The organism is Ruegeria sp. TASC047 (assembly GCF_059612445.1).
In genome coordinates this window covers 161,032-187,093 of record NZ_JBXWQP010000028.1, presented here as the reverse complement: position 1 = coordinate 187,093, position 26,062 = coordinate 161,032, and the positions used below count along the sequence as shown (strand labels likewise).

The following is a 26,062-nucleotide window of genomic DNA, read 5'->3' as shown; positions in this document are numbered from 1 at the left end:
TACAGATTGTAACCGCTCGGGCCGTTTTCTGCCGCTTTTCGCGTCGCCATGCTGGACGCGAGATTAGAATAAGATAGCGTGTCGGCATTTGTTGCTGGGGGCTGTCCGTGCTGCGTTTCTTAATCTTCATTCTGTGTCCGGTCGTGCTGGCGGCATGTGTTGACCGGACTGTATCCGAAACGACCCCATCCGCATTGGAAATCGGAACTCCTGAAACAGTTTTTGCGGCTACGACACGTGCACGCGATCCCGATGGCGCGTATGGATTCCGCCGCGCAGAACGCCTGCAATTTCTGGAAACGACCGTGTCGATACCACCGGGCCGTTCACCGGGAAGCCTTAAATTCTCATACGCAAACCCTGACCCGAGAAAGCAGTTCGTACTGGCAGAGGTCGATCAGCTAAGCGGGCCGCAACAGCTGAAGGACAGGCTGAGTGGGGCTGACGAAGTTACAATTTTTGTGCATGGCTATAACTCCACTCAGACAGAGACATTGTTCCGGGCTGCTCAGCTGTCGCATGATATTGGTATTCCCGGTCAGATCCTTGTCTATTCATGGCCAAGCCGCGCGACAGGCTATGGTTATGCCTATGATCTGGACAGCATGTTGTTTGCCCGAGATGGGCTGGAAGAAACCATTCGTCTTCTCAAATCGATGGGGGTCAGGCGGGTAGCCCTTGTGGCGCACTCAATGGGCGGCGCGCTGGCTATGGAGATGATACGGCAAACCGAACTGAAGCAGCCGGGCTGGGCAAAGCGAAATCTGGAAGGCCTTATTCTGATCTCGCCCGATTTGGATGTGGATGTTTTTCGGTCGCAGATGAACAGTATCAAAAATCCTCCTGACCCTTTTGTCGTGATGGTGTCCAAGAAAGATAAGATCCTGAACATTTCAGGCCGGCTGAGGGGAACCGCCGATGGTGAAAGGCTGGGCAATATCGGATCGGCCGAGAAGCTATCCGAATATCCGATTGAAATCGTGGATACGACTGCCTTCAACAGCGATGCGGAATCTTCCCATTTTGTGGCCGCCACCTCTCCGGCCCTGTTGACAATCCTCCGCTCCGTGCGCCGGGTCCGCGAAACCTTTGACAGAGATGACCGGCGCGGGATCGACATTCTCGTGCCGCCAAGCCAGCGCAATCCTGCTGGTGCAACAGAAATCGTGCTGACTGAAACCGGCCAAGCCCAGGTGAGTAATCCGTGACGCGGGTTTCCCTGCACAGATTTCTTGCGGACAATGCGACCTGGCTTGCGACCGGTGTTCTGCTGACATTTCTGTCCAGTTTCGGGCAGACCTTTTTCATCTCGGTCTTTGCTGGTGAAATCCGCTCTGAATTTGGCCTCAGCCACGGCGCGTGGGGCGGGTTATATACATTGGGCACGACCCTGTCCGCCGTCGTGATGGTCTGGGCCGGAGGGTTGACGGATATCTACCGCGTACGGGTTTTGGGCCCGGTTGTGCTGGCGGGACTGGCATTGGCCGCCATTGCAATGGCGCTGAACACCTGGCTGCTGCTGTTACCGTCGGTGATCTTTCTGCTGCGGTTATTTGGACAGGGGATGAGCACGCATCTTGCCGTGGTCGCAATGGCGCGCTGGTTCACGATTACGCGGGGCAAAGCGCTTTCCATCGCGTCCACCGGCTATGCGCTTGGCGAGGCGTTGCTGCCGCTGATCTTTGTTGGCGCCATGGTCTATCTAGATTGGCGCTGGCTGTGGATTGCCGCGGCGGGCATCACGGCGCTGGGTATTCCGATCCTGATGCGGCTGCTGCGCGAGGAGAGAACCCCGCAAAGCCTTGCCAACGCGTTTTCAGCATCGGGAATGCAGGGAAAACACTGGACCCGCCGGGACGCTCTGTTCCACCCCCTTTTCTGGTTCATGGTGCCATCAGTGCTTGGGCCATCCGCATTCATCACCGCATTTTTCTTCCATCAGGTTTATCTGGCTGATGTGAAGGGGTGGCAGCATATCCAACTGGTGGCTCTGTTCCCGATCTTTACCGGAATATCTCTGTTTTCTATGTTTGTCGCAGGCTGGGCGCTGGATAAATGGGGAACCGCCCGGATCATGCCCTACTATCAGCTTCCGATCGCACTTGGGTTCGTCATTCTGGGCATGACAAACTCGATCAGCGGCGCAACCCTCGGGCTGGTCTTCCTGGCTTTGACCGTTGGGGCAAACAGCACATTACCCAGCGCATTCTGGGCCGAATTCTATGGAACCCGACATATCGGTGCGATCAAGGCGATGGCCGCGGCTGTCATGGTTCTTGGATCAGCCATAGGCCCCGGCCTGACCGGCGTCCTGATTGACCTTGGCATTTCGCTGAATACGCAGTTCATCTGGATTGGCGTATTCTTCGTACTGGTATGCGTTCTGGTCCGAACCGGCATTTCCCGCGCCCGTCGGGATCTTTAGCGCATTCGCCTGAGATAGACGTAATAGGCACCCTCGCCGCCATGGCTGATATGCGCGGGCGTGATTTGCATCACCGCCTGCGCCAACGGCGGTATGGACAGCCAATGCGGCACCTGATTGCGCAGAACGCCGCGCGGCGTCGGAATCGGGCCGGGTTCGTCGCGGTCCTTGCCTTTGCCGGTTACCACCAGAACCAGTCGTTTACTTTGTGCCTGTGCGCTCAGGATAAAGCGGATCAACGCAGGATGTGCCGTATCAACCCGCATACCGTGAAGATCCAGCTTGCCTTCGGGTTTTAGCTTACCACGCTTCATCCGGCCAAAAGCCTTGATATCCATCTGAACAGGCGCGGCACGCAGCGCATCCGTCACCGATGGCTTCAGATCGTTTGGCTTTGGTTTCGGCTGAAGGCTCTGACCAAGTTCAAACACCTCAAACCTGGGTTTTGGTGTTTTTCTGGGTCTGGGCTTCGGCAGGGTGGTCGGATGGACGGTCTGCGGACAGTCCGGATGCAGCCGCTCGGCCTGTTTGGTGACCTTGCGCCATAGCTCGATCTCATCGGTTGTCAGTTTGCGCCGGGTCATCAGAATTCATCCGGCAACAGGGCATAGGCGCGCTGAATAGGCAACAACAGAACCATTCGACCCGGATCTTTCAGCCTGCCCGCAGCCTGCCCGGCTTCTTCACCGGTACCGAAAAAGATGTCGGCCCGCTGCGCGCCTTTGATGGCCGCGCCTGTGTCCTGCGCGATCATAAGCCGTCGCAACGGGTTTTCACCGTCCTTTTCCACCCAAACAGGTGCGCCCAACGGCGTATAGGCGGGGTCCGCCGCAATCGAGCGCATTGTCGTGATCGACCGGTTCATCGCCCCCAAAGGTCCAAATTCGGGGGCAACACGCGAGACTTCGCGAAAGAAAACGTAGGACGGGTTGTGAAGCAGCAACTCGGCACCGGCCTCGGGGTTCTTGCGCACCCAGGCGCGGATCATCTGGGCGCTGACCTCATGCGCACCCAGAACCCCGCGTCGCACCAGCTCAACACCGATCGACCGATAGGGGTGACCATTCGCACCACCATATCCAACCCGCAGCGCACCGCCATCCGACAATCGAATGCGCCCCGAGCCCTGAATTTGCAGAAAGAACAGCTCGACAGGGTCGTCCACCCAGGCGATCTCTAGCCCGCGGCCCTGCATCACATCACCGGTGAGGATGTCACGACGGCTCAGCCATGGTCCTTCGGCACGGGCTTCGGGCGGCATCTTGTAGATCGGGTATTTGAAACGATCTGTCCGGGTGCGCGCGCCGTCAAGCTCGGGTTCAAAATAGCCGGTAAACAGGCCCTCTTTGTCATCCTCGACCAGAACAGGGCGGAAGAATAACTCGAAAAATGCGCGGGCGGCATCCGGTTCATATGTTCTGGCCACACCACACAAGGCGCGCCAATCCGGATCATCCAGATCACCGCACGTGTTCAGAAAAACGGAAAGGGCCGCGCCGTGATCATCTTCGGCCCAGCCCTGCAGATCGTCAAACGACAGTATGGATCGCGTTGCCTCGGCTTCGGCAGCGCTGGCGATGGTCATTGCACCCACCAGTAAAAGCGACCGAAGCGTTGCAATCATGCGTCCGTGGCGACAAGCAGCCAGTTCGGATCGTCCTTGCCCATGACACGGGCAAAGGTCCAGCTGTCCTTCTGGCGCTTCACGGAATTCGGGTTGCCTTCGACAATGTCGCCTCCGCGATCCCGAACGACCGAGGTCAGCTCCCCCACGAACTTCATCGTGATTTCGGCCTGGTTCGTATCCTTGTCGAATTTCACATCCGTCAGGGTGGTTTCCCGTACGCCAATGAATTCAGCCTCGATGGTAAGGCCCTGATCTTCGCGCGCTGCCACGACCGAAACAAAAGTCTCGAACACTTCTTCCGACAGGAAAGGCTGGATTTCATCCAGATTGCCCCTTTCAAACCCCATCACGATCATCTCATACGCACCGCGCGCGCCCTGAACGAACTCGCTGACCGAAAAACCGGGCTCGACACGTTTCATCGCAGCCAGAGTTTGCGCCTGTTCGCTGTCTTCGGCGACATGATCGGTAATGTCATGATCCGGGCCGCCATCGATCACCTCGAAACCGCGGCGCGATTTATGGGCTTCGGGCTGTTGCTGCACAGGCGGTTTTTCAAAGCCTTCACGCGTGCCCAGTACGCTTTTGAGGCGCAGGATCAGGAAAATGGCAATTCCGGCCAGGACCAGGAGCTGGATCATAGGGTTGTCGCTCATTTCATTCTCTTTTCAACGCCGCGACTTTGTATACACGGCCTCATGCCACTATGTAGGTGACAGTGAGTGGCAAGTCCACAGCCCGGCCTAAGGGAAAGGATAACGCAAATGTATCTGTTCTTGGCATTTTTGTTGGTGCCCATAATCGAAATCGCGCTGTTTATTCAGGTTGGTGGTTTGATTGGGTTGTGGCCGACACTTGCCATCGTAGTGCTGACCGCGGTTCTGGGCACGGTTTTGGTACGGACACAAGGTCGCATGGCGCTTGGACAGCTGCAACGGTCCTTTGCCGAATTGGACGATCCGACCGAACCGCTGGCCCATGGGGCAATGATCCTGTTGTCGGGCGCTTTGTTGCTGACACCGGGCTTTTTCACTGATGCCGTTGGTTTTGCGTTGTTAGTTCCCGGTGTCCGCATCGCCGTTTTCCGCTATCTGAAATCCAAGGTTACCGTGACCCAGTTCCAGATGGGGCCGGGCCCCGGATATCAAACCCGGGGGAACCCGTTCGATCAGGGCGATATCATCGATGGGGAATTCACCGAAGTTCGGCCAAAAAAAGACCCCTCGAAGCCTTCGAAATGGGTGGAAGGTCCCCACTAGCATTGAGGTGCCGCGCCCAACTTGCTAAGCAGTGGCGAATTTCATTTTTGGAGTAGATCCATGGCCGAAGAAAACGCTGCAGAAAACACTGCGGCCCAAGCCGCCCCGCAGGTTCAGATGCGTGTTCTGGGGCAGTTCATCCGCGATATGTCCTTTGAAAACGTGATGGCGCAAAAGGGCGTTTCCGGAGACGTACAACCCGAAATCGCCGTTCAGGTGAATCTGGACGCCAAAAAACGCGCGGCGGACCATCAGTTCGAAGTTTCGATAAAGCTGAACCTGACATCCAAAGCCAAAGGCATGGATGACATTCTGTTCCTGTGCGAACTGGACTATTGCGGTATGTTCCACGTGGAAGGTGTGCCGGAAGATCAGCTGCACCCATTCCTGATGATCGAATGCCCGCGCATGTTGTTCCCGTTCCTGCGCCGCATCGTCAGCGACATCACTCGCGATGGCGGCTTCCCGCCGGTCAACCTGGACAATATCGATTTCGTCGCGCTCTATCGCAACGAGTTGATGCGCCGTCAGGCCGAACAAGCCCAAAAAGCCGACGCGTAAGGTTTTGACCCGTGCCTGACCGGATCAGGCGCGGGTCCACAAGGCATTCTCGCCCAGTTTTTCAACGAAAGCTTCATGTGCTGCGCGTTCATCCTCGGTGATCCGGGATGGTAATGGCCTGCTGCGCGGTGTGGCTCGCCAATCATCGCTGCCTCCGTCCGCAGAAGATGTGGATGTCGACAGACCAAAATCAGGCTGCCGTCCACCGATCAATTCCAGATAAACCTCGGCCAGAATTTCCGAGTCGAGCAACGCGCCGTGCAGCACACGGTTCGAGTTGTCGATATTGAAGCGACGGCACAGCGCATCCAGTGACGCTGGCGAACCGGGGAACCGTTTACGGGCAATTGCCAGAGTATCCAACGCCTGCTCCATCGGGATAAGCGGGGCACCCATCCATTTCAGCTCGGCATTCAGGAACTTCATGTCGAATGAGGCGTTGTGGATCACTAACCGCGCATCGCCAACAAATTCGCGAAACCCATGGCCAACCTTTGCAAAGACCGGCTTGTCTTTCAGCGTCACTTCGCCCTTTTCCGGCGGGCGCGGGGTGTCCAGCAGATCGGGACCAATACCATGCACGCCAAACGCCTCTTCCGGCATCGAGCGTTCGGGGTTGATATAGACGTGATAGGTTTCACCGGTGGCAACGTGGTTCCACAGCTCAACGGCGCCGATTTCCACGATCCGATCCCCGCTTTCGGGGTCAAACCCGGTGGTTTCGGTATCCAGTACAATCTCACGCATGTGCCATCCCCGCCCGTATCTGCCTGACCACATCCTGCACCTGCGCGCGGGCGTGGTCCAGAGTATCGGTCACGATCACAAAATCCGACCGTGCGCATTTTTCATCGTTCGGCATCTGTTTGGCGCGGATCTGCTCGAACTGCGCCTCGGTCATCGTGCCCCGTTCCATAACGCGTCGCTTTTGGTCTTCGGCCGGGACCGAAACGCAGGCCACCGCATCCATTGCTGCATCACCGCCCGTTTCAAACAAAAGCGGAATATCGAACACCAGGATGTCGCTTGTAGCGCTTTTGCGAAATTCTACGCGGTCAGCAGCGACCAGTGGATGCACAATCGCCTCAATCGTTTTTAACGTGGCCGGGTCATCCGCGATAATCCGTTTCAACGCGTCTCGGCTGACCACCCCATCAAGTATCGCATCAGGAAAGGCTGCCCGCATTGGTTCAACCGCTGCTCCATCAATAGCATACAGCCGATGCACTGCCGCATCCGCATCCCACAATGCGCACCCTTCTTCAACGAACATCTGCGCTGTGGTGCTTTTCCCCATGCCGATTGAGCCTGTCAGGCCAAGCGCAAAACTCATGCCAGGGCCGCCGCGCGCGTATCCGCGTCTACTTCGGGGCGGACCCCAAACCAGCGTTCAAACCCGGGAACGGCCTGATGCAGCAACATCCCGAGACCATCGACTGTGGTGCATCCGGCCTCCTCGGCAGTTTGCAGCAGGCGGGTTTTCAACGGGGCATAGACCAGGTCCGTAACCACGGCACCGGGCTGCAACCCATCCAGCGGCACGCGCAGCTCTGGCTGGCCCTGCATCCCCAGTGAGGTCGTATTGACCACCAGTTCGGCGTTTTCGATGACATTTCCCGCCTGAACCCAATCGACCACGCGAATGCGTTGGCCGAACTCTTCCTTCAGATGATCCGCGCGGGCGCGCGTCCGGTTGGTCAACAGGATTTCCGGCACCCCGGCATCAGACAAGGCCTGCAAAACGGCACGGGCAGCACCCCCGGCACCAAACACAACCGCAGGGCCATCTATCGCATTCCAGTCAGGCGCGCCGCTGCGCAGGTTTTCCATAAACCCGTACCCGTCGGTGTTATCTGCATGTATCGAACCATCATTTCTAAACACCAGCGTATTTGCAGCACCGATCACGGTTGCGCGATCAGAAACATGATCTGCGATCTTCAACGCCGCTTCTTTGTGCGGAACGGTCACGTTGGCCCCGACAAAGCCCGCTTTGGGCAGGGTTCGCAGCACAGTCTCCAGATCAGCAGAGGCGACGTCCATCGGGATATAATGCCCGGCAAGCCCATAGGTCTTTAACCAATGCCCGTGCAGCTTGGGAGAGCGCGAATGCCCGATGGGATGCCCAATCACTCCGGCCAAAGGAACCCGATTGTCCGTCATTGCTCGATCATCCCTTTGACAGCCAGAAAATTGAGAAGCTCTAACAGGGGCATACCCAAAACGTTAAAATAGTCGCCGTCAATGGTGGCGAACAGGCGAACGCCTTCTTCTTCCAGCTTGTAGGCTCCGACGGCATGGCGAATGCTGTCCCAGTTCCGCGCAACATAGTTTTTCAGATAGGCATCAGAACTGGCCCGCATCCGCAAACGCACTTGCCCTACATGCCTCCAGATCGGCTCACCGTCCTGATAGATCACAGCTGCGGACAAAAGCATGTGCCGCTTGCCGCGCATGGCTTTCAGTTGGGCCAGTGCCTGTTCCGGGGTTTCGGGCTTTGACAGAAGCTGCCCTTCGAAATCCAGCACCTGATCACACCCGATCACCATGGCGCCGGGGTTCTTGTCGCTGACCTTACGCGCTTTGATCTCGGCCAGCGTATCCGCAATATCGCGTGGTGCGGCATCCTCTGCCAGCAACGCCCTTTTGACCGCCTCTTCATCCACGCGCGCCGTTTGAACCACAAACGGCACACCTGCGTTCCTTAGCAACTGCGCGCGAATAACGGATCCCGAAGCCAGAAGAATGGGGACAGACATGTGGAAAACCCCGTGTGCAAATCGATGAGAGTTCTGGGGTGTTTTGTATGGTTTTCCGGTTGACACGCAACCCCGGGAATTTTGTGGCAAAGATCCCCGAGTCGCTCAAATCTCATCCTGTTGGGGCAAGGATAACTCCAACTCTTGGGATAACAGATCTATCCAGCGATACCCATCGGGTTATCCACAGATCAAGTATGGCAGAACCATTGTAAATATTTGATTTTTATATTAATTTTCCACTGTCAACAGAATCACTGGCGATCTCAGGTATTCTGTCCCCTTGGGGAAAACGCTAGGGTAAAAAAGTAATCCACGGATTTTTGGCACCCTACAAAACCATCATCCTTTTTCTTTTCTTATTTTTTTATTAGGGAGAGTCCCGAACAACGTTCGGAGCCGGTATGACAGACCTTCTTTTCACGATTTACCCGTGGGTGAAGTCATTACATATCATGGCCGTGATCTCATGGATGGCGGGCTTGTTCTATTTACCCAGACTGTTTGTTTATCACGTCGAAAAAGCGCAGGCCGTAGAGGGCGCGCAAGACATCTTCTTTGAAATGGAAGACAAGCTGCTGCGGGTGATCATGCGCCCCGCGATGGTTGTAACCTGGGTATGCGGGCTGATCATGGTGTTCACACCGGGGATCGTCGGATGGGATTTTGCATGGCCCTGGGTCAAAGGTGCGGGCGTGATCGCGATGACCTGGTTCCACCATTGGCTTATGGCCCGAAGGAAGGATTTCCTGGCAGGCCAGAATAAGCTCACTGGGCGGCAGTATCGCATGATGAACGAGGTTCCGACCATTCTGATGGTTGCCATCGTTCTAGCGGTCATTCTGAAGTTCTGAACGCCTGTTTGACTCCGAACGGCGCTGCGCTTATGTAGATCACAACACGCCCGTCCGGGCGGCGTATTTTCCGTACTGAAATTCCACTTCAAGCCGCGTTCTCAGCGGTGAAGGTATGTATCATGTCCAATGAATCCCTGAATCTGGCCGACCTGAAAGCCAAAAGTCCCAAAGACCTTCTGGCCATGGCCGAAGAGCTGGAGATCGAAAACGCCTCGACCATGCGCAAGGGCGAAATGATGTTCCAGATTCTGCGCGAACGTGCCGATGATGGCTGGACCGTCGGCGGTGATGGCGTACTGGAAGTGCTACAGGACGGGTTCGGCTTTCTGCGCTCGCCAGAGGCGAACTATCTGCCGGGCCCTGATGATATCTATGTCTCGCCCGATATGATCCGTCTGCACTCATTGCGGACCGGGGACACGGTCGAAGGCGAGATCAAGGCGCCGGATGAGAATGAGCGTTATTTCGCTCTAACCAAAGTCACCATGATCAACTTTGAAGATCCCGAAAAGGCCAAGCACAAGATCCTGTTCGACAACCTGACGCCTCTGTACCCGGATGAGCGTCTGAAGATGGAAATCGAAGATCCCACCATCAAGGATAAGTCGGCGCGCGTGATCGATCTGGTTGCGCCGATCGGTAAAGGTCAGCGTTCGCTGATCGTGGCACCGCCGCGGACCGGTAAAACCGTGATCCTGCAGAACATCGCGCATTCGATCGAACAGAACCATCCGGAGTGTTATCTGATCGTCCTGCTGATCGACGAACGCCCGGAAGAAGTGACCGACATGCAGCGCTCGGTTAAGGGTGAGGTTGTGTCGTCAACCTTCGATGAGCCCGCAACGCGTCACGTGGCCGTGTCGGAGATGGTCATTGAAAAGGCCAAGCGTTTGGTCGAACATAAACGAGATGTTGTTATTCTTCTCGACTCGATCACAAGACTTGGTAGGGCGTTTAACACCGTTGTTCCGTCCTCGGGTAAAGTTCTGACCGGTGGTGTGGATGCGAATGCGTTGCAGCGGCCCAAGCGCTTCTTCGGTGCGGCCCGGAATATTGAAGAGGGCGGATCGCTGACCATTATCGCCACCGCGCTGATCGATACCGGCAGCCGGATGGACGAGGTGATCTTTGAAGAATTCAAAGGTACTGGTAACTCGGAAATCGTTCTGGACCGGAAGATTGCAGACAAACGCGTGTTCCCGGCGATCGACATCCTCAAATCCGGTACTCGGAAAGAGGACCTGCTGGTCGACAAGGGCGATCTGGCCAAGACCTTCGTTCTGCGCCGTATCCTCAACCCGATGGGCACCACCGACGCAATCGAGTTCTTGTTGTCGAAGTTGAAACAGACGAAGACAAACGGCGAGTTCTTCGATTCGATGAACACCTGACACAGGTCTTAGACCCCAGCGAGGCCTTCGAATGGATACGATATTCGCCTTGGCCAGCGCGCAAGGCAAAGCAGGGGTGGCGGTCATTCGCCTCTCTGGCCCCGAAGCGCATTCCGCAGCCGCATGTCTGTGCGGCGCGGAACTGCCTAAGCGGGGAATGGTCTTGCGCACCCTGCGGGATCAGTATGGATCACGTCTGGATGATGGTCTGGTTCTGACCTTTCAGGCACCGGCAAGTTTCACCGGTGAAGACGTGGCAGAACTTCAAATCCACGGCAGTACGGCCTCGGTCAATGCGGTTCTGCGCTGTTTGTCGAACACCGATGGGCTGCGACTGGCGGACCCGGGTGAGTTTACACGCCGGGCCCTTGAAAATGGCAAGATGGATCTAACACAGGTCGAAGGCCTGGCAGATCTGATTGACGCGGAAACCGAGGCACAGCGTAAGCAGGCCCAGACCATTCTGGCTGGTGAGCTTGGCACGCTGGCCGAGCGTTGGCGGCGCGATCTGATCCGCGCGGCATCGTTGCTGGAAGCTGTCATAGATTTCGCTGATGAAGACGTCCCTACAGACGTCACACCGGAAGTCCGTAGTTTGACAAGCGGAGTTCTGGCAGATCTTCGTCGAGAAGCTGATGGGGTAAAGATCGCCGAGCGTATACGTACCGGATTTGAGGTGGCTATTGTCGGTCTTCCTAATGCAGGAAAATCAACCCTGCTGAATGCGCTTGCGGGGCGCGAGGCTGCGATTACTTCGGAATACGCAGGCACGACCCGGGACGTGATTGAGGTTCGAATGGATCTGGCTGGTTTGCCGGTGACATTGCTGGATACGGCCGGGTTGCGGGATACCGAAGATCACGTCGAAAATCTTGGGATCGAGCTGGCTCGAAAACGGGCAGATGCGGCGGACCTGCGCGTTTTCCTGGCCGAAGCACCGGAAGATCTGGGTGTGGCCATGCAGGATGGCGATATCCACGTTCTACCCAAAGCGGACTTGCGAGAGGGCGCTGCTGAAGGTGTTTCAGGAAAGACAGGACAGGGGATTGACGCGCTTGTCGACCAGATTTCGTGGGTCTTGAGTGATAGAACCACAACACATGGTATTGCCACGCGTGAGCGCCATCGCGTTGCGATGAACAAGGCATCGGTTTCACTTACTGCTGCGATCACGGTTCTGGAATCAGGCCCGGACCTGTATGATATCGCTGCGGAAGAGTTAAGAACCGCCATACGGGCGCTTGAATCTCTGGTTGGCAGAATAGATGTCGAGACACTGTTGGATGAAATCTTCTCCAGCTTTTGTTTGGGTAAATAAGGATTGTTTCACGTGAAACATTCAAACTTTGATGTCATCGTGGTTGGGGCTGGTCATGCCGGTACGGAGGCTGCGCACGCCGCTGCCAGGATGGGTGCGAAAACCGCTTTGGTGACTTTATCCGCGACCGATATCGGTGTCATGTCCTGCAACCCGGCCATCGGCGGGTTGGGGAAGGGACATCTGGTACGAGAGATTGACGCGCTAGATGGCGTAATGGGCCGTGTCGCTGACCAGGCTGGTATCCAGTTCCGACTGCTGAACCGGCGAAAAGGTCCGGCTGTTCAGGGTCCCAGAACGCAGGCAGATCGCGCCTTGTACCGGGCGGCGATGCAAAACGAAGTCAGCAATCAGGAAAACCTGTCCGTTATCGTTGGGGAGGTTGTAGATTTTCTGATGGATGGACACCGTGTCGCCGGTGTCGTCCTCGGAGATGGGTCGGAAGTGTACGCCAAAGCCGTTGTTCTGACTTCCGGAACCTTCCTGCGCGGCGTCATCCATATCGGCGACGTGTCACGGGCTGGTGGGCGAATGGGAGATCGCCCGTCAATAAAACTGGCCGAGAGGTTGGATAGCTATAACCTTCCGCTGGGGCGCTTGAAAACCGGCACACCGCCGCGTCTGGATGGGCGCACGATCAACTGGTCGGGTTTGGAAAAACAAGACGGGGATGAGGACCCGACCTTGTTTTCTTTCCTGTCAACATCGGTTGTCGCGCCTCAGATTTCCTGCGGTATTACACACACCAATGCAAAGACGCATGAGATCATCGAAGCAAACCTCTCAAAATCGGCGATGTATGGCGGCCATATCGACGGCATAGGTCCAAGATATTGCCCTTCGATCGAAGACAAGATTGTGCGCTTTGCAGATAAGGACTCGCATCAGGTTTTTCTTGAACCCGAAGGCGTTAATGACCACACGATTTATCCCAACGGTATTTCAACGTCACTGCCTCAGGACGTGCAGTTGGAATATGTTCGGTCGATCAAAGGGCTTGAAAAGGCGGATATTCTGCAACCCGGCTATGCGATTGAATATGATTATGTGGACCCTCGTATCTTAACTGCGTCCTTGTCGCTACCCGACGTTCCGGGACTATATCTGGCAGGGCAGATCAACGGAACCACAGGATATGAGGAAGCCGCAGCACAAGGGATGGTCGCCGGCCTCAATGCGGCGCTGGATGTACTGGGCCGCGATCCGGTCTTGTTCACCAGATCAGACAGCTATATCGGTGTGATGATAGACGACCTGACGACCCGTGGTGTGGCAGAGCCCTATCGAATGTTTACCTCCAGAGCTGAATTCCGTCTGTCTTTGCGCGCAGACAATGCCGATCAACGGTTGACACCGATTGGGTTGGAACTTGGTTGTGTCGGAGAGAAGCGACAGGCACATTTTGAAAAGAAAATGAGCCAGCTTGATGCGGCGAAATTGAAGTTGACCGCACGCACATACACACCCAAGGAAGTTCTTTCAGCTGGGATCAACGTCAACCAGGATGGAAACCGCCGAGATGGAATGGCGATTCTGGCATTTCCGGATACATCCTTCGAGGACTTGTTCCCTCTGATACCTGATCTACAAGATGTTGATGTGGCGATCCGGCTTCAAATCGAACGCGACGCGCTTTACGCAAACTATATTGATCGGCAAAAGCGCGATGTTGAGGCCATGAAGCGGGATGAATCCTATGTTATCCCACGTGAGTTTGACTATTTTGGCTTGGACGGGCTGTCTTCTGAGATGAAGCAAAAACTGTCGCAGGTCAAGCCGTCGAACATAGCGCAAGCAAGCCGTGTCGAAGGCGTTACACCGGCTGCCTTGACCCTTGTCCTGGCGAAATTGCGCCGCGATCAACGAGCACGCCAGGCATGACGGTCGATTATTCCAAGTTTGATGGCTTGAATGTTTCACGTGAAACATTTGAGCGTCTGAAAACCTATGTTGATCTGGTGAACCGCTGGAACCCCAGGATAAATCTTGTTTCGCGCAATAGCCTGGAATTCATTTGGGATCGGCATATTCTGGATTCTGTCCAGGTTTTTCGATGCGCTGAAACGTTTGACACCTGGGTGGACCTTGGCAGTGGCGGCGGGTTCCCCGGAATGGTGTGCGCCATTATTGCGGCCGAGGAAGTTCCGGCCGCCAGTTTCTCTCTTGTGGAAAGCGACCAGCGAAAATCGGCATTTCTGCGTAACGTTGCCCGTGAATGTGGTGTGTCGTGTAAAGTGATTTCCAAGCGGATTGAGGTGGTTGAACCCCTGGGCGCAAACATCGTTTCGGCGCGCGCGCTGGCGGATTTGCGTACATTGTTATCGTTTTGTGACAGACATTTAGGTGAAAACGGGACCGCGCTGTTGCCCAAAGGTGCAAACTGGAAAAAAGAGCTGGAAGAAGCGCGTGGGGAATGGAATTTCGATGCTGAGGCCATTACAAGTTTAACTGAACCTCAGGCCGTTATCCTTAAGATCAAAGGAGTATCACGTGGTTGATCTGTCTCGACCGTCCGGACCCCGGATAATAGCGGTTGCCAATCAGAAGGGCGGAGTAGGGAAAACAACCACAGCGATCAACCTGGCGGCAGGACTGGCCGAAGCTGGTTGCAGGGTATTGGTGGTTGACCTCGATCCACAAGGGAACGCATCCACCGGATTAGGGGTCGAAGATCGGGATTGGACCACTTATGACCTCATTCTGGACGACGCGCCTTTGGAGGCAGTGGTTCAAGAGACGGAGATCGAGAACCTTTTGGTTGTCCCTGCAACGGTTGACCTGAGTTCGGCGGATATCGAGCTGATTTCCAACGAAAAACGCAGTTATCTTTTGCATGATGCGCTGCGTCAAACGGCGGTGGACGCGTTTGAGCTGGATTTCATCCTGATAGATTGCCCGCCGTCACTGAACCTCTTGACGGTAAACGCGATGGTTGCCGCCCATTCTGTCCTAGTGCCGCTGCAAAGTGAGTTCTTTGCGCTGGAGGGTCTTTCGCAATTGATGCTGACAATTCGGGAGGTCCGGCAAACCGCGAATCCAGACCTGAGAATCGAAGGTGTTGTGTTAACTATGTATGACAACCGCAACAACTTGTCCCGCCAGGTCGAAAAGGATGCGCGTGACAATTTGGGCGAGATGGTTTTTAAAACAAAGATACCCAGGAATGTGCGGGTCAGCGAGGCGCCATCCTATGCGCTGCCGGTATTGCAGTATGACTCGGGATCACTTGGTGCGATGGCGTATCGGCATCTGGCCCGTGAGATCATGCATAAGAACAACAAGACCGCAGCATGAGCGGTGGAGAGGAGGCCGACATGAGCACCAGGAAAGCGAAATCCAGAGGGTTGGGCCGCGGATTATCCGCACTCATGGCGGACGTTAATCCAGAGGCGGGTAACCGAGTACCATCTGACGTGCGCAGACCTGATCTGAAGGTTCCGATTGAAAAGCTGAAGGCAAACCCAAATCAGCCGCGACGCACATTTCAGCCCGAACAATTGGGTGAGCTTGCCGCGTCGGTTCGGGAAAAAGGTATCATCCAACCCTTGATCGTACGTCCAACAGGGGTCGGAGAATACGAAATCGTCGCTGGTGAACGCCGGTGGCGGGCTGCTCAGATGGCGCAGCTGCACGAGATCCCTGTGATTGTGCGTGAATTCGATGATACCGAGGTACTGGAAGTTGCGATCATCGAAAACATCCAGCGCGCTGATCTGAACGCAGTGGAAGAGGCCGCCGGATACAGGCAGTTGATGGATCGCTTTGGCCACACGCAGGAAAAGCTTGCTGAGGCTTTGGGGAAAAGCCGCAGCCATATTGCGAACCTGTTGCGGCTTTTGTCTCTGCCAATTGACGTGCAAACTATTGTAATTGAAGGGAAATTATCGGCTGGTCATGCGCGGGCGCTGATTACGGCGGAAAATCCCTCGGAATTGGCAAAACTGATCGTCAAGGATGGTTTGTCTGTGCGCGCTACCGAAGCGCTGGTCAAGAAACAGCAGCAGGGCGACACTGCACGACCTGCTCCCAGATCCAGGAATCTGGATGCCGGAAAAGATGCTGATACACGCGCGCTGGAAAAAGACCTGTCTGCGATTCTGGCAATGAAAGTATCAATCAACCACAAGGCGGGAACAGAATCCGGTCAGGTTGTTCTGACATATGAAAACCTGGATCAGCTTGACGATCTTTGTGCAAAGCTCAGCCGCTAGGGCGCGTCCAGATAAATATCAGGACGCCGCCCAGAACAATGACCTGAAGGATCAGCACGAAGGGCGGAACGGATAAGAGCAAAGACACTCCTAAAACGGCGGCGACCGATAAGGTTGCTGCCTTTTTTGCGGCCGGGCGTATTGCGCCCGAACTCTGCCAATCCAGTATCATTGGCCCGAAAATCCGGTGCGACAGAAGCCAGTTGTGCAACCGTGAAGAGGATCGCGCAAAGAAAAACGCTGCCAGCAACAAAAACGGAACTGTTGGAAGAAGAGGCAGAACAACCCCAATCGCGGCCATCGCAACGCAAAGCAATCCCAGCCCCGCCCAAAGATACTGCATATCTAGCCCATCAATTCCCGAATTACAGCATTCAGCACGGCGCGCCCCGCTGGTGTTGCCCTGAGTCTGTTGTTATCACGTTCAATCATATTAATGCCGACCAGATGGTCCACGGTTTCGTCTGGAAGTGGACGGCCCGACAGGGCCTCCCACCTATCTACATTTAGTCCTTCTGAAATCCTCATGCCCATCATAAGGTATTCGTTCGCCTGATCTTCAAGCGAAAGGACATAGCGTTTCTTTTCTCCGCAACCCTTCGTGGCGGCGTCAAGCCAACGTTGCGGGTTCAGATGGGTCTCGGTCGCGTGTTTTTGACCATCCACAGTAATCCGCCCATGAGCGCCCGGGCCAATGCCGACATAATCCCCGTAACGCCAATAGACCAGATTGTGCTGCGACTCTGCACCGGGGCGGGCGTGGTTGGACACCTCATAGGCGGGCAGGCCGTGTTTCTCGCAAATCTCTTGTGTTGCAAGGTACATGTCGGCCGCACTGTCATCTTCGGGCAAGCCGCGCAGTTTTCCGACAGCATAACGATCGCCAAAAGCGGTGCCATCTTCGATTGTCAGTTGATACAGCGACAGGTGATCCACGGCCATGGACAAAGCTTCGTTCAACTCGGCCCGCCAGGCATCCAGCGTTTGGTGCTGTCTGGCATAGATCAGGTCAAAGCTGACCCGTTCAAAACAATCACGGGCGATGTCAAAGGCAGCGCGGGCCTCGGCCACAGTGTGAATCCGCCCCAAGCGGCGCAGGTCTTCGTCGTTGAGCGCCTGCACGCCCATCGATATCCGGTTGACACCTGCATCACGATAGGCCGCGAACCGCCCGGCCTCGACCGATCCGGGATTTGCCTCCAGCGTGATTTCCATGGTGTTGGAAGGGCGCCAGAGCGCACGGGCCTCACCAATCACGGCGGCAACGGTTTCCGGGTCCATCAGCGACGGGGTTCCACCGCCGAAAAAGATCGTGTTGAGCACCCGATCCGGGGTTTCGACGGCCGAGCGCCGCAACTCGCTCAGATAGGCGTCACGCCATTGTTTTTGATCGATATTCTTGGAAACATGGCTGTTGAAGTCGCAATAGGGGCATTTGGCCTCGCAAAAGGGCCAATGTACGTACAGGCCAAAGCCCCCGTTGCGCCAATCATCCGCCAAAGCAGCCTTTCACGAACTTCTCAACCGCGCGACCGCGATGGCTGATCTTGTTCTTTTCCCAGCGATCCATCTCGGCAAAGGTAATGTCGTATCCTTCGGGAACAAACATCGGGTCATAGCCGAATCCACCTTCGCCGCGGATGGGCCAGACCAGATGACCGGGGGCAATGCCTTCAAACACCTCATCATGCCCATCAGGCCAGGCCAGCACCAGTGTGCTGCGGAATTGCGCGGTGCGGGGATGGGGTGCGTTCTTTGCCTCTAGCTCAGTATGGGCGCGGGTCATCGCCATCAGGAAGTCGCGCCCATTGGCGGTTTCGGCCCAATCCGCGGCATAAACACCCGGCGCGCCGTCCAGCGCGTCGATGGTGATTCCGGAATCGTCTGACAGGGCAGGCAGCCCGGTGGCCTTTGCGGCGGCGTGGGCCTTGATCCGGGCGTTGCCGACAAAGGTGTCCTCGGTCTCTTCCGGTTCGGGCAGGTCCATGTCCGCCGCACCCACAACCGTCACGCCGAAAGGTTCGAGGAGATGCTCCATCTCCTCAAGCTTGCCTTTGTTGTGGGTCGCGACCAGAAGCCTGTCGCTGTCAAACTTACGGGTCATGCGGTGGCGGCTTTCTGGGCTGCGGCCAGCTCGGCAACGCCTTTTTCCGCAAGATCCACCAGCTGATCCATCTGGGCGCGGCTGAAAACAGAACCTTCGGCGCTCATTTGGACCTCGATCAGTTTGCCTGATCCGGTCATGATAAAGTTGCCGTCGACACCGGCCTCGCTGTCTTCCGGATAGTCAAGGTCCAGCACAGGCTGGCCCGCATAGATCCCGCAGGACACGGCGGCGACTGGATCAACCAGCGGATCTGAAATCACGTCACCTGCTTTCATCAGTTTGTTGACGGCCAGTCGCAGCGCAACCCAGCCGCCGGTGATCGAGGCACAGCGGGTGCCGCCATCGGCCTGGATCACATCGCAATCAACGGTGATCTGACGTTCGCCCAGTGCAACCCGGTCGACGCCGGCGCGCAGGGCGCGACCAATCAGGCGCTGGATTTCCACCGTACGCCCGCCTTGCTTGCCCGAGGCCGCTTCACGCCGCATCCGGGTATTGGTGGCGCGGGGCAGCATACCGTATTCGGCGGTGACCCAGCCTAGCCCCGAACCTTTGATGAAAGGGGGTACGCGATCTTCGATCGTAGCGGTACACAGAACATGTGTATCGCCCATTTTGATCAGGCAGGAACCTTCGGCATGTTTGGTGAACCCCGTTTCAATTGAAACGGCGCGCATTTCACTTAAGTCTCTTCCAGAGGGTCGCATGGGAAATCCTTTGTTTGCTGGGTTGGGGATACCGCCCCGCAGCGTTACGATGCAACCCCGATTGACCTTTCATTTGCCTGCTATTTAATGATGAACCAGCAGGGGAAAACGCATGAGTGAAGCGAGCAAAATTCTGGACGAGATGAACGACCGGTCGCGCGAGGTGTTCCGGCTGATCGTTGAAAGTTATCTGGAAAGCGGAGAACCGGTTGGAAGCCGCACCCTGACGCGCACCCTGTCGGAAAAGGTCAGCGCCGCAACCGTGCGCAACGTGATGCAGGACCTGGAATTTCTGGGTCTTTTGGACAGCCCGCATATCAGCGCGGGTCGGGTACCGACGCAGCAAGGACTGCGTATGTTCGTGGACGGTTTGCTTGAGGTTGGCGACCTGGGCGTCGACGACAAGCAAAAACTGGAAGAGACTTTAGGCTCTAACACAGGTGATGTTGGCGGAATGCTGGATCGGGTCGGGTCAGCTCTGTCACACGTGACACAAGGTGCGTCGCTGGTTCTGACACCAAAGCATGAGGCCGAAATCAAACATATCGAGTTTGTCTCCTTGGGGCATGACAAGGCTTTGGTGGTGCTGGTCTTTTCTGACGGCCATGTTGAAAATCGCCTGTTCACACCGCCGCCCGGCCAGACGCCCAGTTCGATGCGCGAGGCTGCGAATTTTCTGAATGCGCTGATCGAGGGGCGCACGCTCAGTGAAGTGCGCCGTCAAATGCAGAAACAGATTCAGGCGCGCAAGCAGGAAATAGATGCGCTGGCGCGCGATCTGGTGGAAAGTGGGCTGGCGGCCTGGGACGGAGACGGAGCCGACTCGGCCCGTTTGATCGTGCGGGGGCGGGCGAATCTGTTGAACGAACCCGGTCAGGCCGGAGAGTTGGAGCGTATTCGCAGCCTGTTCGATGATTTGGAGCGCAAGCGCGACATCGCGGATTTCCTCGAATTGACGGAAGGCGGCGAGGGTGTGCGCATTTTTATTGGGTCTGAGAACAAACTTTTCTCACTTTCGGGTTCCTCTTTGGTGGTGTCTCCATATATGAACGCTGATCGAAAGATAATCGGTGCGGTCGGGGTCATCGGACCCACGCGTCTGAATTATGGACGGATCGTGCCGATCGTGGATTATACGGCGCAACTGGTCGGCAAGCTGATATCCGACCGGAGCTAGAGGGTAAGAGATGGCAGAGCCCAAGAACGAAGATTTTCTGGACGATATCATGGCGGCAGAAGCGGAAGAGCTGGCCGAGGAGTTTGCTGAGATCAGTGACGAGGCGTTGGAGCTGGACGAGCTGCGCGCTGAGCGGGATGAGTATAAAGACAAATTCATGCGCGCGCTTGCCGACGCCGAGAACGCGCGCAAACGCGGTGACAAGGCGCGCCGCGATGCCGAACAGTATGGCGGTTCCAAGCTGGCCCGCGATATGCTGCCTGTTTACGACAACATGAAGCGCGCGCTTGAGGCCGCGACCGACGAGCAGAAAGAGGTTGCCGCCGGACTGCTGGAAGGCGTCGAGCTGACCATGCGTGCCCTGAAGGATGTGTTCCAGAAACACGGGATCGAAGTGATTACACCCCAGGTTGGCGACCGGTTTGATCCGAATGTGCACGAAGCAATGTTCGAGGCCCCGGTCCCGGGCACGCGGGCAGGGGACATCATTCAGGTGTCTGCCGAGGGTTTCATGCTGTACGACCGCCTGTTGCGTCCGGCTCAGGTCGGGGTCTCTTCAACGCCAGCAAGCTGATTGGCTTTTAAAAGCCAAGCCTTCGGCGAGAGTATCTTTGAAAAGATGAAGGGCGGTCAGGATCTGGCCACCTCTTTCAATTTGTAGATCAGATCCAGCGCCTCGCGCGGGGTCAGTTCGTCGGGCAGGACACCCTCCAGCATCTCGGTCACCGGCGAGGTTTTCGGTGCGGGCGGGGGTGGCGGCGCGGCTGCCGAGAACAGCGGCAGGTCGTCAATCAGCGCCTTTTGCTTACCGCCTTCGCGTTCGGTTTTTTCAAGCTGGTCCAGAACCACCCGGGCACGTTCGACGACAGAAGCGGGTAAACCGGCCAGCTGCGCAACCTGCACCCCATAAGACCGATCAGCCGCGCCCTTGTGAACCTCGTGCAGGAAGATGACTTCGCCATCCCACTCTTTGACCGCTACGGTGGCGTTATCGACACCTTCGAGTTTACCGGCCAAAGCCGTAAGCTCATGATAATGCGTGGCAAACAATGCGCGACACTTGTTGGCCGCGTGCAGGTGTTCCAATGTGGCCCAGGCGATGGACAGGCCATCATAGGTGGCGGTGCCACGACCGATTTCGTCCAGGATCACCAATGCACGGTCATCGGCCTGATTCAGGATGGCGGCGGTTTCCACCATTTCGACCATGAAGGTCGACCGCCCCCGTGCCAGATCGTCGGAGGCTCCGACGCGGCTGAACAGCTGACTGACGACGCCAATATGCGCCTCTTCGGCCGGAACGTAGCTGCCCATTTGGGCAAGCAGTGCGATCAGGGCGTTCTGGCGCAGAAAGGTTGACTTACCGGCCATGTTCGGACCCGTCAGTAACCATATCGCTGCGCCGTTTTCGACGGTCAGATCGCAATCATTGGAAATGAATGCATCGCCGCTTTGCTGCCGGAGGGCGTGTTCCACAACCGGGTGTCGACCGCCCTGCACATTGAATGCGCGAGAGGCATCAACCTTTGGACGGCACCAGTTTTCACCCCGCGCAAGATCAGCCAGAGCGGTCGTCAGGTCCAGTTCGGCAAGCCCGCGGGCGGCTTGATTCAATCGGGAAGCAAGGTCCAAGATAGCGCCAGAGAGCCTTTGATAGAGCCGCTTTTCGATCTCCAGCGCCAGATTCCCGGCGTTCAGGATACGCGTTTCAATCTCGGACAGTTCGACGGTTGTAAACCGCACCTGATTGGCTGTCGTCTGGCGATGGATGTAGGTTTCGCTAAAGGGTGGGTTCAGCATCTTTTCGGCATGGGTGGCCGTGGTTTCGATGAAATAGCCCAGCACGTTGTTGTGCTTGATTTTCAGCGTGGTGATGCCGGTGTGTTCGACGTAATTTCGTTGAAACCCGGCGATGACGGACCGGCCTTCGTCACGCAGGGTGCGGGCCTCGTCCAGTTCAGCGTCAAAACCTGGTGCGATAAAGCCTCCGTCGCGGGTCAGAAGCGGGGGCTCGGCCACCAACGCCTCGTCCAGCAAGGTCAGCAAGTCATCGAAGCCAACAAGGTTCTGAAGCGCGGTTGCCAGCAACACCGGTAAATCCTGACCGGTGCAGATTTCGGCAATCGTGGCCGCCTGGGTCAGGCCATTGCGAATGGCTGTCAGGTCACGAGGCCCGCCGCGTTCTAATGACAAACGCGACAGGGCGCGGTCCAGATCCGGGGTTTTGCGCAAGGCTTCGCGCAGATCAGACGCGATCAGGCTGTCACCAGCGGCGAAACTGACTGCGTCAAGCCGGGCATGGATCACATCCAGATTTCGAGAAGGGCTGGAAAGCCGCTGTTCCAGCAATCGCGCTCCACCGGGGGTAACGGTTCGGTCAACGACAGAAAGAAGCGATCCTGCGCGCCCGCCGGACAGCGAGCGGGTCAGTTCCAGATTGCGGCGCGTTGCAGCGTCGATCTGAACGACTCGATCCTCAGATTCTTTCAGCGGCGTTTGCAACAGGGGCAGTTTGCCCTTTTGCGTAATCTCGAGATAGTCGATCAGCGCGCCCATCGCGGACACTTCGGCGCGGCCGAAATTTCCGAACGCGTCCAAGGCGCCCACGTGAAACAGCCCGCAGATGCGCTTTTCCGCCGCCGTGCTGTCGAAACTGGCGCGCCCGACCGGGGTCAGTGAAATTCCCAAATCAACCAGCGTTTCGTTCAGCTTTTCCTGCGCCCCATCGGCCACGATCAGTTCAGAGGGCGCAAGCCGGGCAAGCTCGGGGCTGAGCCGGACCGAGGTCAGGGGCATCACGTGAAACGCGCCCGTCGAAATATCGGCCCAGGCGAGCGCGGCCTCGTCCCGGACCTCGGCATAGGCAGCCAGAAAGTTGTGCTGGCGCGCCTCAAGCAACGCATCTTCGGTCAGTGTTCCGGGTGTGACCAGTCGCACGACATCACGCTTCACGACCGATTTAGAGCCTCTTTTCTTCGCTTCGGCCGGGCTTTCCATCTGTTCGCAGACCGCAACGCGAAAGCCCTTGCGGATCAGTGTCAGAAGGTATCCTTCGGCCGAATGCACCGGCACGCCGCACATCGGGATGTCTTCGTCATTGTGCTTGCCACGCTTGGTCAGCGCGATATCCAGCGCTTCGGCAGCGTTGACGGCATCCTCGAAGAACATCTCATAGAAATCACCCATGCGATAAAACAGCAGGGCATCCGCGTGGGCCTGTTTGATTTCGAGGTATTGCGCCATCATTGGCGTGACTGTGGACAAAATCGGTCCCCTTTTGGCGTATTCCGGGCGCGACCTTACAAATCCCGCATCTTCTGTAAAAGCCGAAAACTCATTCTCGTTGAGGCGGGCGTTCTCCTGCGCTATGAGGCGTCAGCCCTGAAGTCATGGAAACGACATTTAAGATGCCCAAAGCGAAGATCACCAAAGAAGAGGCATTGGCCTTTCACCTGGACCCCACCCCCGGCAAGTGGGAGGTGCAGGCCACCGTCCCCATGACAACGCAGCGTGACCTGTCGCTGGCCTACAGCCCGGGCGTGGCCGTTCCCTGCGAGGCCATCGCTGAAAACCCGGAAACGGCCTATGACTATACCAACAAGGGCAACTTGGTGGCCGTAATCTCGAACGGGACGGCGGTGCTGGGCCTTGGTAACCTTGGCGCGCTGGGCTCGAAACCGGTCATGGAAGGCAAATCGGTCCTGTTCAAACGGTTCGCCGACGTGAACTCGATCGATATCGAGCTGGACACCGAAGACCCGGATGAATTCTGCCGTGCAGTGCGTCTGATGGGGCCAACCTTTGGCGGCATCAATCTGGAAGACATCAAAGCGCCCGAGTGTTTCATCATCGAACAGCGCCTGAAGGAAGAGATGGACATCCCCGTCTTTCACGATGACCAGCACGGCACAGCCGTGATCTGTGCTGCGGGCCTGCTGAACGCGCTGCACATCTCGGGCAAGAAGATCGAGGACGTGAAAATCGTTCTGAATGGCGCAGGTGCGGCTGGGATTGCCTGTATCGAACTGCTCAAGGCAATGGGCGCGCGGCACGAAAACTGCATTGTCTGCGATACCAAAGGCGTGATCTATCAGGGCCGGACCGAGGGCATGAACCAGTGGAAATCGGCCCACGCGATCACAACCGACTTGCGCACATTGGAAGACGCGATGAAGGGGGCGGATGTGTTCCTGGGCGTTTCGGTGAAAGGCGCGGTCACGCAGGATATGGTCGCCAGCATGGCCGACAATCCTGTCATCTTTGCGATGGCCAACCCCGACCCCGAGATCACTCCGGAAGAAGCGCACGAGGTTCGCGTGGATGCGATCGTTGCCACCGGGCGCAGCGACTATCCAAACCAGGTGAATAACGTTTTGGGTTTCCCCTACCTGTTCCGCGGTGCGTTGGACATTCACGCCCGCGCCATCAATGATGAGATGAAGATCGCCTGTGCCCACGCACTTGCAAATCTGGCGCGCGAGGATGTGCCGGATGAGGTCGCAATGGCCTATGGCAAGTCGCTGACCTTTGGGCGTGACTATATCATCCCCACCCCGTTCGACCCGCGTTTGATCCACCGTATTCCACCGGCTGTTGCCAGGGCGGGGATGGACACCGGTGCCGCGCGCCGTCCGATCATCGACATGGACGCGTATGAGCTGAGTCTGAAATCCCGGATGGACCCGACCGCCAGCATCCTGCGCGGTCTGAACGCCCGAGCGCGTCAGGCGCAAAGCCGCATGATTTTCGCCGAGGGCGACGATCCCCGGGTATTGCGCGCAGCGGTCATGTATCAGCGGTCTGGTTTCGGCAAGGCGCTTGTGGTGGGTCGGCCGGACGATGTGAAGACCAAACTGGAAGCAACGGGCCTGGGCGACGCTGTGCGTGAAATCGAGGTCGTAAATGCGGCCAATACCACGCATCTCGAAACCTATTCGAACTTCCTGTATCAGCGCCTGCAACGTAAGGGGTTTGACCGTAAAGATATTCACCGTCTGGCCGCACGGGACAGGCACGTGTTTTCCTCGCTGATGCTGGCCCATGGGCACGGTGATGGTCTGGTCACTGGCGCAACCCGCAAGTCCGCGCATGTGCTTGACCGGATCAACCATGTGTTTGATGCCGATGCCGCCAACGGTGCCGCCGGTGTGACAGCTTTGCTGCATAAAGGCCGGATTGTTCTGATTGGCGACACGTTGGTACATGAATGGCCCGACGAAAACGATCTGGCGAATATTGCCGAGCGTTCGGCCGCAGTTGCCCGGCATATGGGGCTGGAGCCGCGCGTGGCTTTTGTCAGCTTCTCGACCTTTGGCTATCCGGTGTCAGAACGTGCCGAAAAGATGCACCGCGCCCCGGCTGTTCTGGATCGGCGCGGCGTCGACTTTGAATACGAGGGTGAAATGACGGTGGACGTCGCCCTGAACATCGAACAGCAAGCGGCCTATCCGTTCTCGCGCCTGACCGGTCCGGCGAATATCCTGATCGTTCCGGCCCGGCATTCGGCATCAATCTCGACCAAGCTGATGCAGGAAATGGGCGGAGCGACCGTGATCGGCCCGATCCTGTCAGGCATCGACAAGCCGATCCAGATCTGTTCGACCGTCTCGACCGCGAACGATATACTGAACATGGCCATTCTGGCCTCTTGCGACATCGGATAA

At 56.8% G+C, this 26,062-nt stretch carries 26 protein-coding genes; 14 read left to right on the top strand and 12 right to left on the bottom strand.

Annotated elements, in window-relative coordinates; genetic code table 11:
- Nucleotides 1-107: 107 nt before the first annotated feature.
- Nucleotides 108-1,208, top strand: coding sequence for an alpha/beta hydrolase (locus tag AC2FLO_RS07725; RefSeq protein WP_496753273.1), 1,101 nt, complete (start codon nucleotides 108-110; stop codon nucleotides 1,206-1,208).
- Nucleotides 1,205-2,425, top strand: coding sequence for an MFS transporter (locus AC2FLO_RS07720; RefSeq protein ID WP_496753272.1), 1,221 nt, complete (start codon nucleotides 1,205-1,207; stop codon nucleotides 2,423-2,425). The genes AC2FLO_RS07725 and AC2FLO_RS07720 overlap by 4 nt, the downstream gene beginning before the upstream one ends.
- Here the strand turns inward: AC2FLO_RS07720 and AC2FLO_RS07715 are convergent.
- From AC2FLO_RS07715 to AC2FLO_RS07705, 3 genes are read right to left on the bottom strand one after another with little or no spacing between them, the layout of a single operon-like run.
- On the bottom strand, nucleotides 2,422-3,009 hold the full coding sequence (locus AC2FLO_RS07715) for a Smr/MutS family protein (protein ID WP_496753271.1): 588 nt from the start codon (nucleotides 3,007-3,009) through the stop codon (nucleotides 2,422-2,424). The two genes, AC2FLO_RS07720 and AC2FLO_RS07715, sit on opposite strands and share 4 nt — an antisense overlap.
- Nucleotides 3,009-4,049, bottom strand: coding sequence for a murein transglycosylase A (gene mltA / locus AC2FLO_RS07710; RefSeq protein ID WP_480538396.1), 1,041 nt, complete (start codon nucleotides 4,047-4,049; stop codon nucleotides 3,009-3,011). Before mltA ends, AC2FLO_RS07715 begins: the two co-directional genes overlap by 1 nt.
- Complete coding sequence (locus AC2FLO_RS07705; RefSeq protein ID WP_209506870.1) at nucleotides 4,046-4,708, bottom strand: Tim44/TimA family putative adaptor protein; 663 nt, start codon at nucleotides 4,706-4,708, stop codon at nucleotides 4,046-4,048. The genes mltA and AC2FLO_RS07705 overlap by 4 nt, the downstream gene beginning before the upstream one ends.
- A 108-nt stretch (nucleotides 4,709-4,816) precedes the next feature.
- On the opposite strand from AC2FLO_RS07705, the gene AC2FLO_RS07700 reads away from it, so the two are divergent.
- Both AC2FLO_RS07700 and secB read left to right on the top strand, forming a co-directional pair.
- Complete coding sequence (locus AC2FLO_RS07700) at nucleotides 4,817-5,311, top strand: FxsA family protein (protein ID WP_480587051.1); 495 nt, start codon at nucleotides 4,817-4,819, stop codon at nucleotides 5,309-5,311.
- Nucleotides 5,312-5,371: 60 nt separating this feature from the next.
- The gene (secB, locus tag AC2FLO_RS07695; RefSeq protein ID WP_209506872.1) at nucleotides 5,372-5,872 is read left to right on the top strand and encodes a protein-export chaperone SecB; all 501 of its coding nucleotides are present in this window, start codon (nucleotides 5,372-5,374) and stop codon (nucleotides 5,870-5,872) included.
- Nucleotides 5,873-5,896: 24 nt separating this feature from the next.
- Here the strand turns inward: secB and dnaQ are convergent, their stop codons facing one another.
- From dnaQ to AC2FLO_RS07675, 4 genes are read right to left on the bottom strand one after another with little or no spacing between them, the layout of a single operon-like run.
- Nucleotides 5,897-6,619 carry a DNA polymerase III subunit epsilon gene (gene dnaQ, locus AC2FLO_RS07690; RefSeq protein ID WP_267364721.1) on the bottom strand — a complete coding sequence of 241 codons (723 nt, stop codon included), beginning with the start codon at nucleotides 6,617-6,619 and terminating at the stop codon, nucleotides 5,897-5,899.
- On the bottom strand, nucleotides 6,612-7,205 hold the full coding sequence (gene coaE, locus AC2FLO_RS07685) for a dephospho-CoA kinase (protein WP_496753270.1): 594 nt from the start codon (nucleotides 7,203-7,205) through the stop codon (nucleotides 6,612-6,614). The genes dnaQ and coaE overlap by 8 nt, the downstream gene beginning before the upstream one ends.
- Nucleotides 7,202-8,035 (bottom strand): shikimate dehydrogenase, encoded by an 834-nt coding sequence (locus AC2FLO_RS07680; protein WP_496753269.1) that lies wholly within the window; start codon nucleotides 8,033-8,035, stop codon nucleotides 7,202-7,204. The genes coaE and AC2FLO_RS07680 overlap by 4 nt, the downstream gene beginning before the upstream one ends.
- The gene (locus tag AC2FLO_RS07675; protein ID WP_496753268.1) at nucleotides 8,032-8,631 is read right to left on the bottom strand and encodes a Maf family protein; all 600 of its coding nucleotides are present in this window, start codon (nucleotides 8,629-8,631) and stop codon (nucleotides 8,032-8,034) included. Before AC2FLO_RS07675 ends, AC2FLO_RS07680 begins: the two co-directional genes overlap by 4 nt.
- A gap of 404 nt (nucleotides 8,632-9,035) precedes the next feature.
- On the opposite strand from AC2FLO_RS07675, the gene AC2FLO_RS07670 reads away from it, so the two are divergent.
- The 7 genes from AC2FLO_RS07670 to AC2FLO_RS07640 all read left to right on the top strand — a co-directional run bounded on the left by AC2FLO_RS07670 (nucleotide 9,036) and on the right by AC2FLO_RS07640 (nucleotide 16,408).
- Nucleotides 9,036-9,485 carry a CopD family protein gene (locus tag AC2FLO_RS07670; protein ID WP_209506877.1) on the top strand — a complete coding sequence of 150 codons (450 nt, stop codon included), beginning with the start codon at nucleotides 9,036-9,038 and terminating at the stop codon, nucleotides 9,483-9,485.
- A 122-nt stretch (nucleotides 9,486-9,607) separates the two neighbouring features.
- Nucleotides 9,608-10,879 (top strand): transcription termination factor Rho, encoded by a 1,272-nt coding sequence (rho, locus tag AC2FLO_RS07665; RefSeq protein WP_267364726.1) that lies wholly within the window; start codon nucleotides 9,608-9,610, stop codon nucleotides 10,877-10,879.
- 31 nt (nucleotides 10,880-10,910) lie between these two features.
- Complete coding sequence (gene mnmE / locus AC2FLO_RS07660) at nucleotides 10,911-12,197, top strand: tRNA uridine-5-carboxymethylaminomethyl(34) synthesis GTPase MnmE (protein WP_496753267.1); 1,287 nt, start codon at nucleotides 10,911-10,913, stop codon at nucleotides 12,195-12,197.
- Between the two features lie 3 nt (nucleotides 12,198-12,200).
- Entirely contained in the window at nucleotides 12,201-14,078 is a 1,878-nt protein-coding gene (mnmG, locus tag AC2FLO_RS07655; protein WP_496753266.1) for a tRNA uridine-5-carboxymethylaminomethyl(34) synthesis enzyme MnmG, read from the top strand.
- Entirely contained in the window at nucleotides 14,075-14,695 is a 621-nt protein-coding gene (gene rsmG, locus AC2FLO_RS07650) for a 16S rRNA (guanine(527)-N(7))-methyltransferase RsmG (protein WP_480538386.1), read from the top strand. The genes mnmG and rsmG overlap by 4 nt, the downstream gene beginning before the upstream one ends.
- The gene (locus AC2FLO_RS07645; protein WP_209506882.1) at nucleotides 14,688-15,491 is read left to right on the top strand and encodes a ParA family protein; all 804 of its coding nucleotides are present in this window, start codon (nucleotides 14,688-14,690) and stop codon (nucleotides 15,489-15,491) included. Before rsmG ends, AC2FLO_RS07645 begins: the two co-directional genes overlap by 8 nt.
- Before the next feature lie 20 nt (nucleotides 15,492-15,511).
- Nucleotides 15,512-16,408 carry a ParB/RepB/Spo0J family partition protein gene (locus AC2FLO_RS07640; RefSeq protein WP_496753265.1) on the top strand — a complete coding sequence of 299 codons (897 nt, stop codon included), beginning with the start codon at nucleotides 15,512-15,514 and terminating at the stop codon, nucleotides 16,406-16,408.
- Here AC2FLO_RS07640 and AC2FLO_RS07635 read toward each other — a convergent pair.
- Genes AC2FLO_RS07635 through rph form a run of 4 tightly spaced genes read right to left on the bottom strand, consistent with a single transcriptional unit; the run spans nucleotide 16,398 to nucleotide 19,222 of the window.
- The gene (locus AC2FLO_RS07635) at nucleotides 16,398-16,751 is read right to left on the bottom strand and encodes a YbaN family protein (protein WP_480920044.1); all 354 of its coding nucleotides are present in this window, start codon (nucleotides 16,749-16,751) and stop codon (nucleotides 16,398-16,400) included. The genes AC2FLO_RS07640 and AC2FLO_RS07635 overlap by 11 nt on opposite strands.
- Before the next feature lie 2 nt (nucleotides 16,752-16,753).
- The gene (gene hemW, locus AC2FLO_RS07630; protein ID WP_496753264.1) at nucleotides 16,754-17,908 is read right to left on the bottom strand and encodes a radical SAM family heme chaperone HemW; all 1,155 of its coding nucleotides are present in this window, start codon (nucleotides 17,906-17,908) and stop codon (nucleotides 16,754-16,756) included.
- Entirely contained in the window at nucleotides 17,898-18,512 is a 615-nt protein-coding gene (gene rdgB / locus AC2FLO_RS07625; RefSeq protein ID WP_496753263.1) for an RdgB/HAM1 family non-canonical purine NTP pyrophosphatase, read from the bottom strand. The genes hemW and rdgB overlap by 11 nt, the downstream gene beginning before the upstream one ends.
- On the bottom strand, nucleotides 18,509-19,222 hold the full coding sequence (rph, locus tag AC2FLO_RS07620; RefSeq protein ID WP_267363729.1) for a ribonuclease PH: 714 nt from the start codon (nucleotides 19,220-19,222) through the stop codon (nucleotides 18,509-18,511). Before rph ends, rdgB begins: the two co-directional genes overlap by 4 nt.
- A gap of 112 nt (nucleotides 19,223-19,334) precedes the next feature.
- On the opposite strand from rph, the gene hrcA reads away from it, so the two are divergent.
- Complete coding sequence (gene hrcA, locus AC2FLO_RS07615) at nucleotides 19,335-20,399, top strand: heat-inducible transcriptional repressor HrcA (protein WP_267363731.1); 1,065 nt, start codon at nucleotides 19,335-19,337, stop codon at nucleotides 20,397-20,399.
- A gap of 10 nt (nucleotides 20,400-20,409) precedes the next feature.
- Nucleotides 20,410-20,973, top strand: a complete 564-nt coding sequence (locus tag AC2FLO_RS07610; protein ID WP_267363733.1) for a nucleotide exchange factor GrpE — start codon at nucleotides 20,410-20,412, stop codon at nucleotides 20,971-20,973.
- 56 nt (nucleotides 20,974-21,029) lie between these two features.
- On the opposite strand, the gene mutS is transcribed toward AC2FLO_RS07610, so the two are convergent.
- Nucleotides 21,030-23,645 carry a DNA mismatch repair protein MutS gene (gene mutS / locus AC2FLO_RS07605; RefSeq protein ID WP_496753286.1) on the bottom strand — a complete coding sequence of 872 codons (2,616 nt, stop codon included), beginning with the start codon at nucleotides 23,643-23,645 and terminating at the stop codon, nucleotides 21,030-21,032.
- Nucleotides 23,646-23,806: 161 nt separating this feature from the next.
- Here mutS and AC2FLO_RS07600 point away from each other — a divergent pair, with 161 nt between their 5' ends.
- Nucleotides 23,807-26,062: an NADP-dependent malic enzyme gene (locus tag AC2FLO_RS07600; RefSeq protein ID WP_267363735.1), complete on the top strand. Its 2,256-nt coding sequence runs from the start codon at nucleotides 23,807-23,809 to the stop codon at nucleotides 26,060-26,062.

Bases quoted from the DNA above. Each gene is read 5' to 3' on its own strand.
- AC2FLO_RS07715 (WP_496753271.1), bottom strand. From the start codon at position 3,009: ATGACCCGGCGCAAACTGACAACCGATGAGATCGAGCTATGGCGCAAG.
- mltA (WP_480538396.1), bottom strand. From the start codon at position 4,049: ATGATTGCAACGCTTCGGTCGCTTTTACTGGTGGGTGCAATGACCATC.
- AC2FLO_RS07705 (WP_209506870.1), bottom strand. From the start codon at position 4,708: ATGAGCGACAACCCTATGATCCAGCTCCTGGTCCTGGCCGGAATTGCC.
- AC2FLO_RS07700 (WP_480587051.1), top strand. From the start codon at position 4,817: ATGTATCTGTTCTTGGCATTTTTGTTGGTGCCCATAATCGAAATCGCG.
- secB (WP_209506872.1), top strand. From the start codon at position 5,372: ATGGCCGAAGAAAACGCTGCAGAAAACACTGCGGCCCAAGCCGCCCCG.
- dnaQ (WP_267364721.1), bottom strand. From the start codon at position 6,619: ATGCGTGAGATTGTACTGGATACCGAAACCACCGGGTTTGACCCCGAA.
- coaE (WP_496753270.1), bottom strand. From the start codon at position 7,205: ATGAGTTTTGCGCTTGGCCTGACAGGCTCAATCGGCATGGGGAAAAGC.
- AC2FLO_RS07680 (WP_496753269.1), bottom strand. From the start codon at position 8,035: ATGACGGACAATCGGGTTCCTTTGGCCGGAGTGATTGGGCATCCCATC.
- AC2FLO_RS07675 (WP_496753268.1), bottom strand. From the start codon at position 8,631: ATGTCTGTCCCCATTCTTCTGGCTTCGGGATCCGTTATTCGCGCGCAG.
- AC2FLO_RS07670 (WP_209506877.1), top strand. From the start codon at position 9,036: ATGACAGACCTTCTTTTCACGATTTACCCGTGGGTGAAGTCATTACAT.
- rho (WP_267364726.1), top strand. From the start codon at position 9,608: ATGTCCAATGAATCCCTGAATCTGGCCGACCTGAAAGCCAAAAGTCCC.
- mnmE (WP_496753267.1), top strand. From the start codon at position 10,911: ATGGATACGATATTCGCCTTGGCCAGCGCGCAAGGCAAAGCAGGGGTG.
- rsmG (WP_480538386.1), top strand. From the start codon at position 14,075: ATGACGGTCGATTATTCCAAGTTTGATGGCTTGAATGTTTCACGTGAA.
- AC2FLO_RS07640 (WP_496753265.1), top strand. From the start codon at position 15,512: ATGAGCACCAGGAAAGCGAAATCCAGAGGGTTGGGCCGCGGATTATCC.
- AC2FLO_RS07635 (WP_480920044.1), bottom strand. From the start codon at position 16,751: ATGCAGTATCTTTGGGCGGGGCTGGGATTGCTTTGCGTTGCGATGGCC.
- rdgB (WP_496753263.1), bottom strand. From the start codon at position 18,512: ATGACCCGTAAGTTTGACAGCGACAGGCTTCTGGTCGCGACCCACAAC.
- rph (WP_267363729.1), bottom strand. From the start codon at position 19,222: ATGCGACCCTCTGGAAGAGACTTAAGTGAAATGCGCGCCGTTTCAATT.
- hrcA (WP_267363731.1), top strand. From the start codon at position 19,335: ATGAGTGAAGCGAGCAAAATTCTGGACGAGATGAACGACCGGTCGCGC.
- AC2FLO_RS07610 (WP_267363733.1), top strand. From the start codon at position 20,410: ATGGCAGAGCCCAAGAACGAAGATTTTCTGGACGATATCATGGCGGCA.
- mutS (WP_496753286.1), bottom strand. From the start codon at position 23,645: ATGATGGCGCAATACCTCGAAATCAAACAGGCCCACGCGGATGCCCTG.
- AC2FLO_RS07600 (WP_267363735.1), top strand. From the start codon at position 23,807: ATGCCCAAAGCGAAGATCACCAAAGAAGAGGCATTGGCCTTTCACCTG.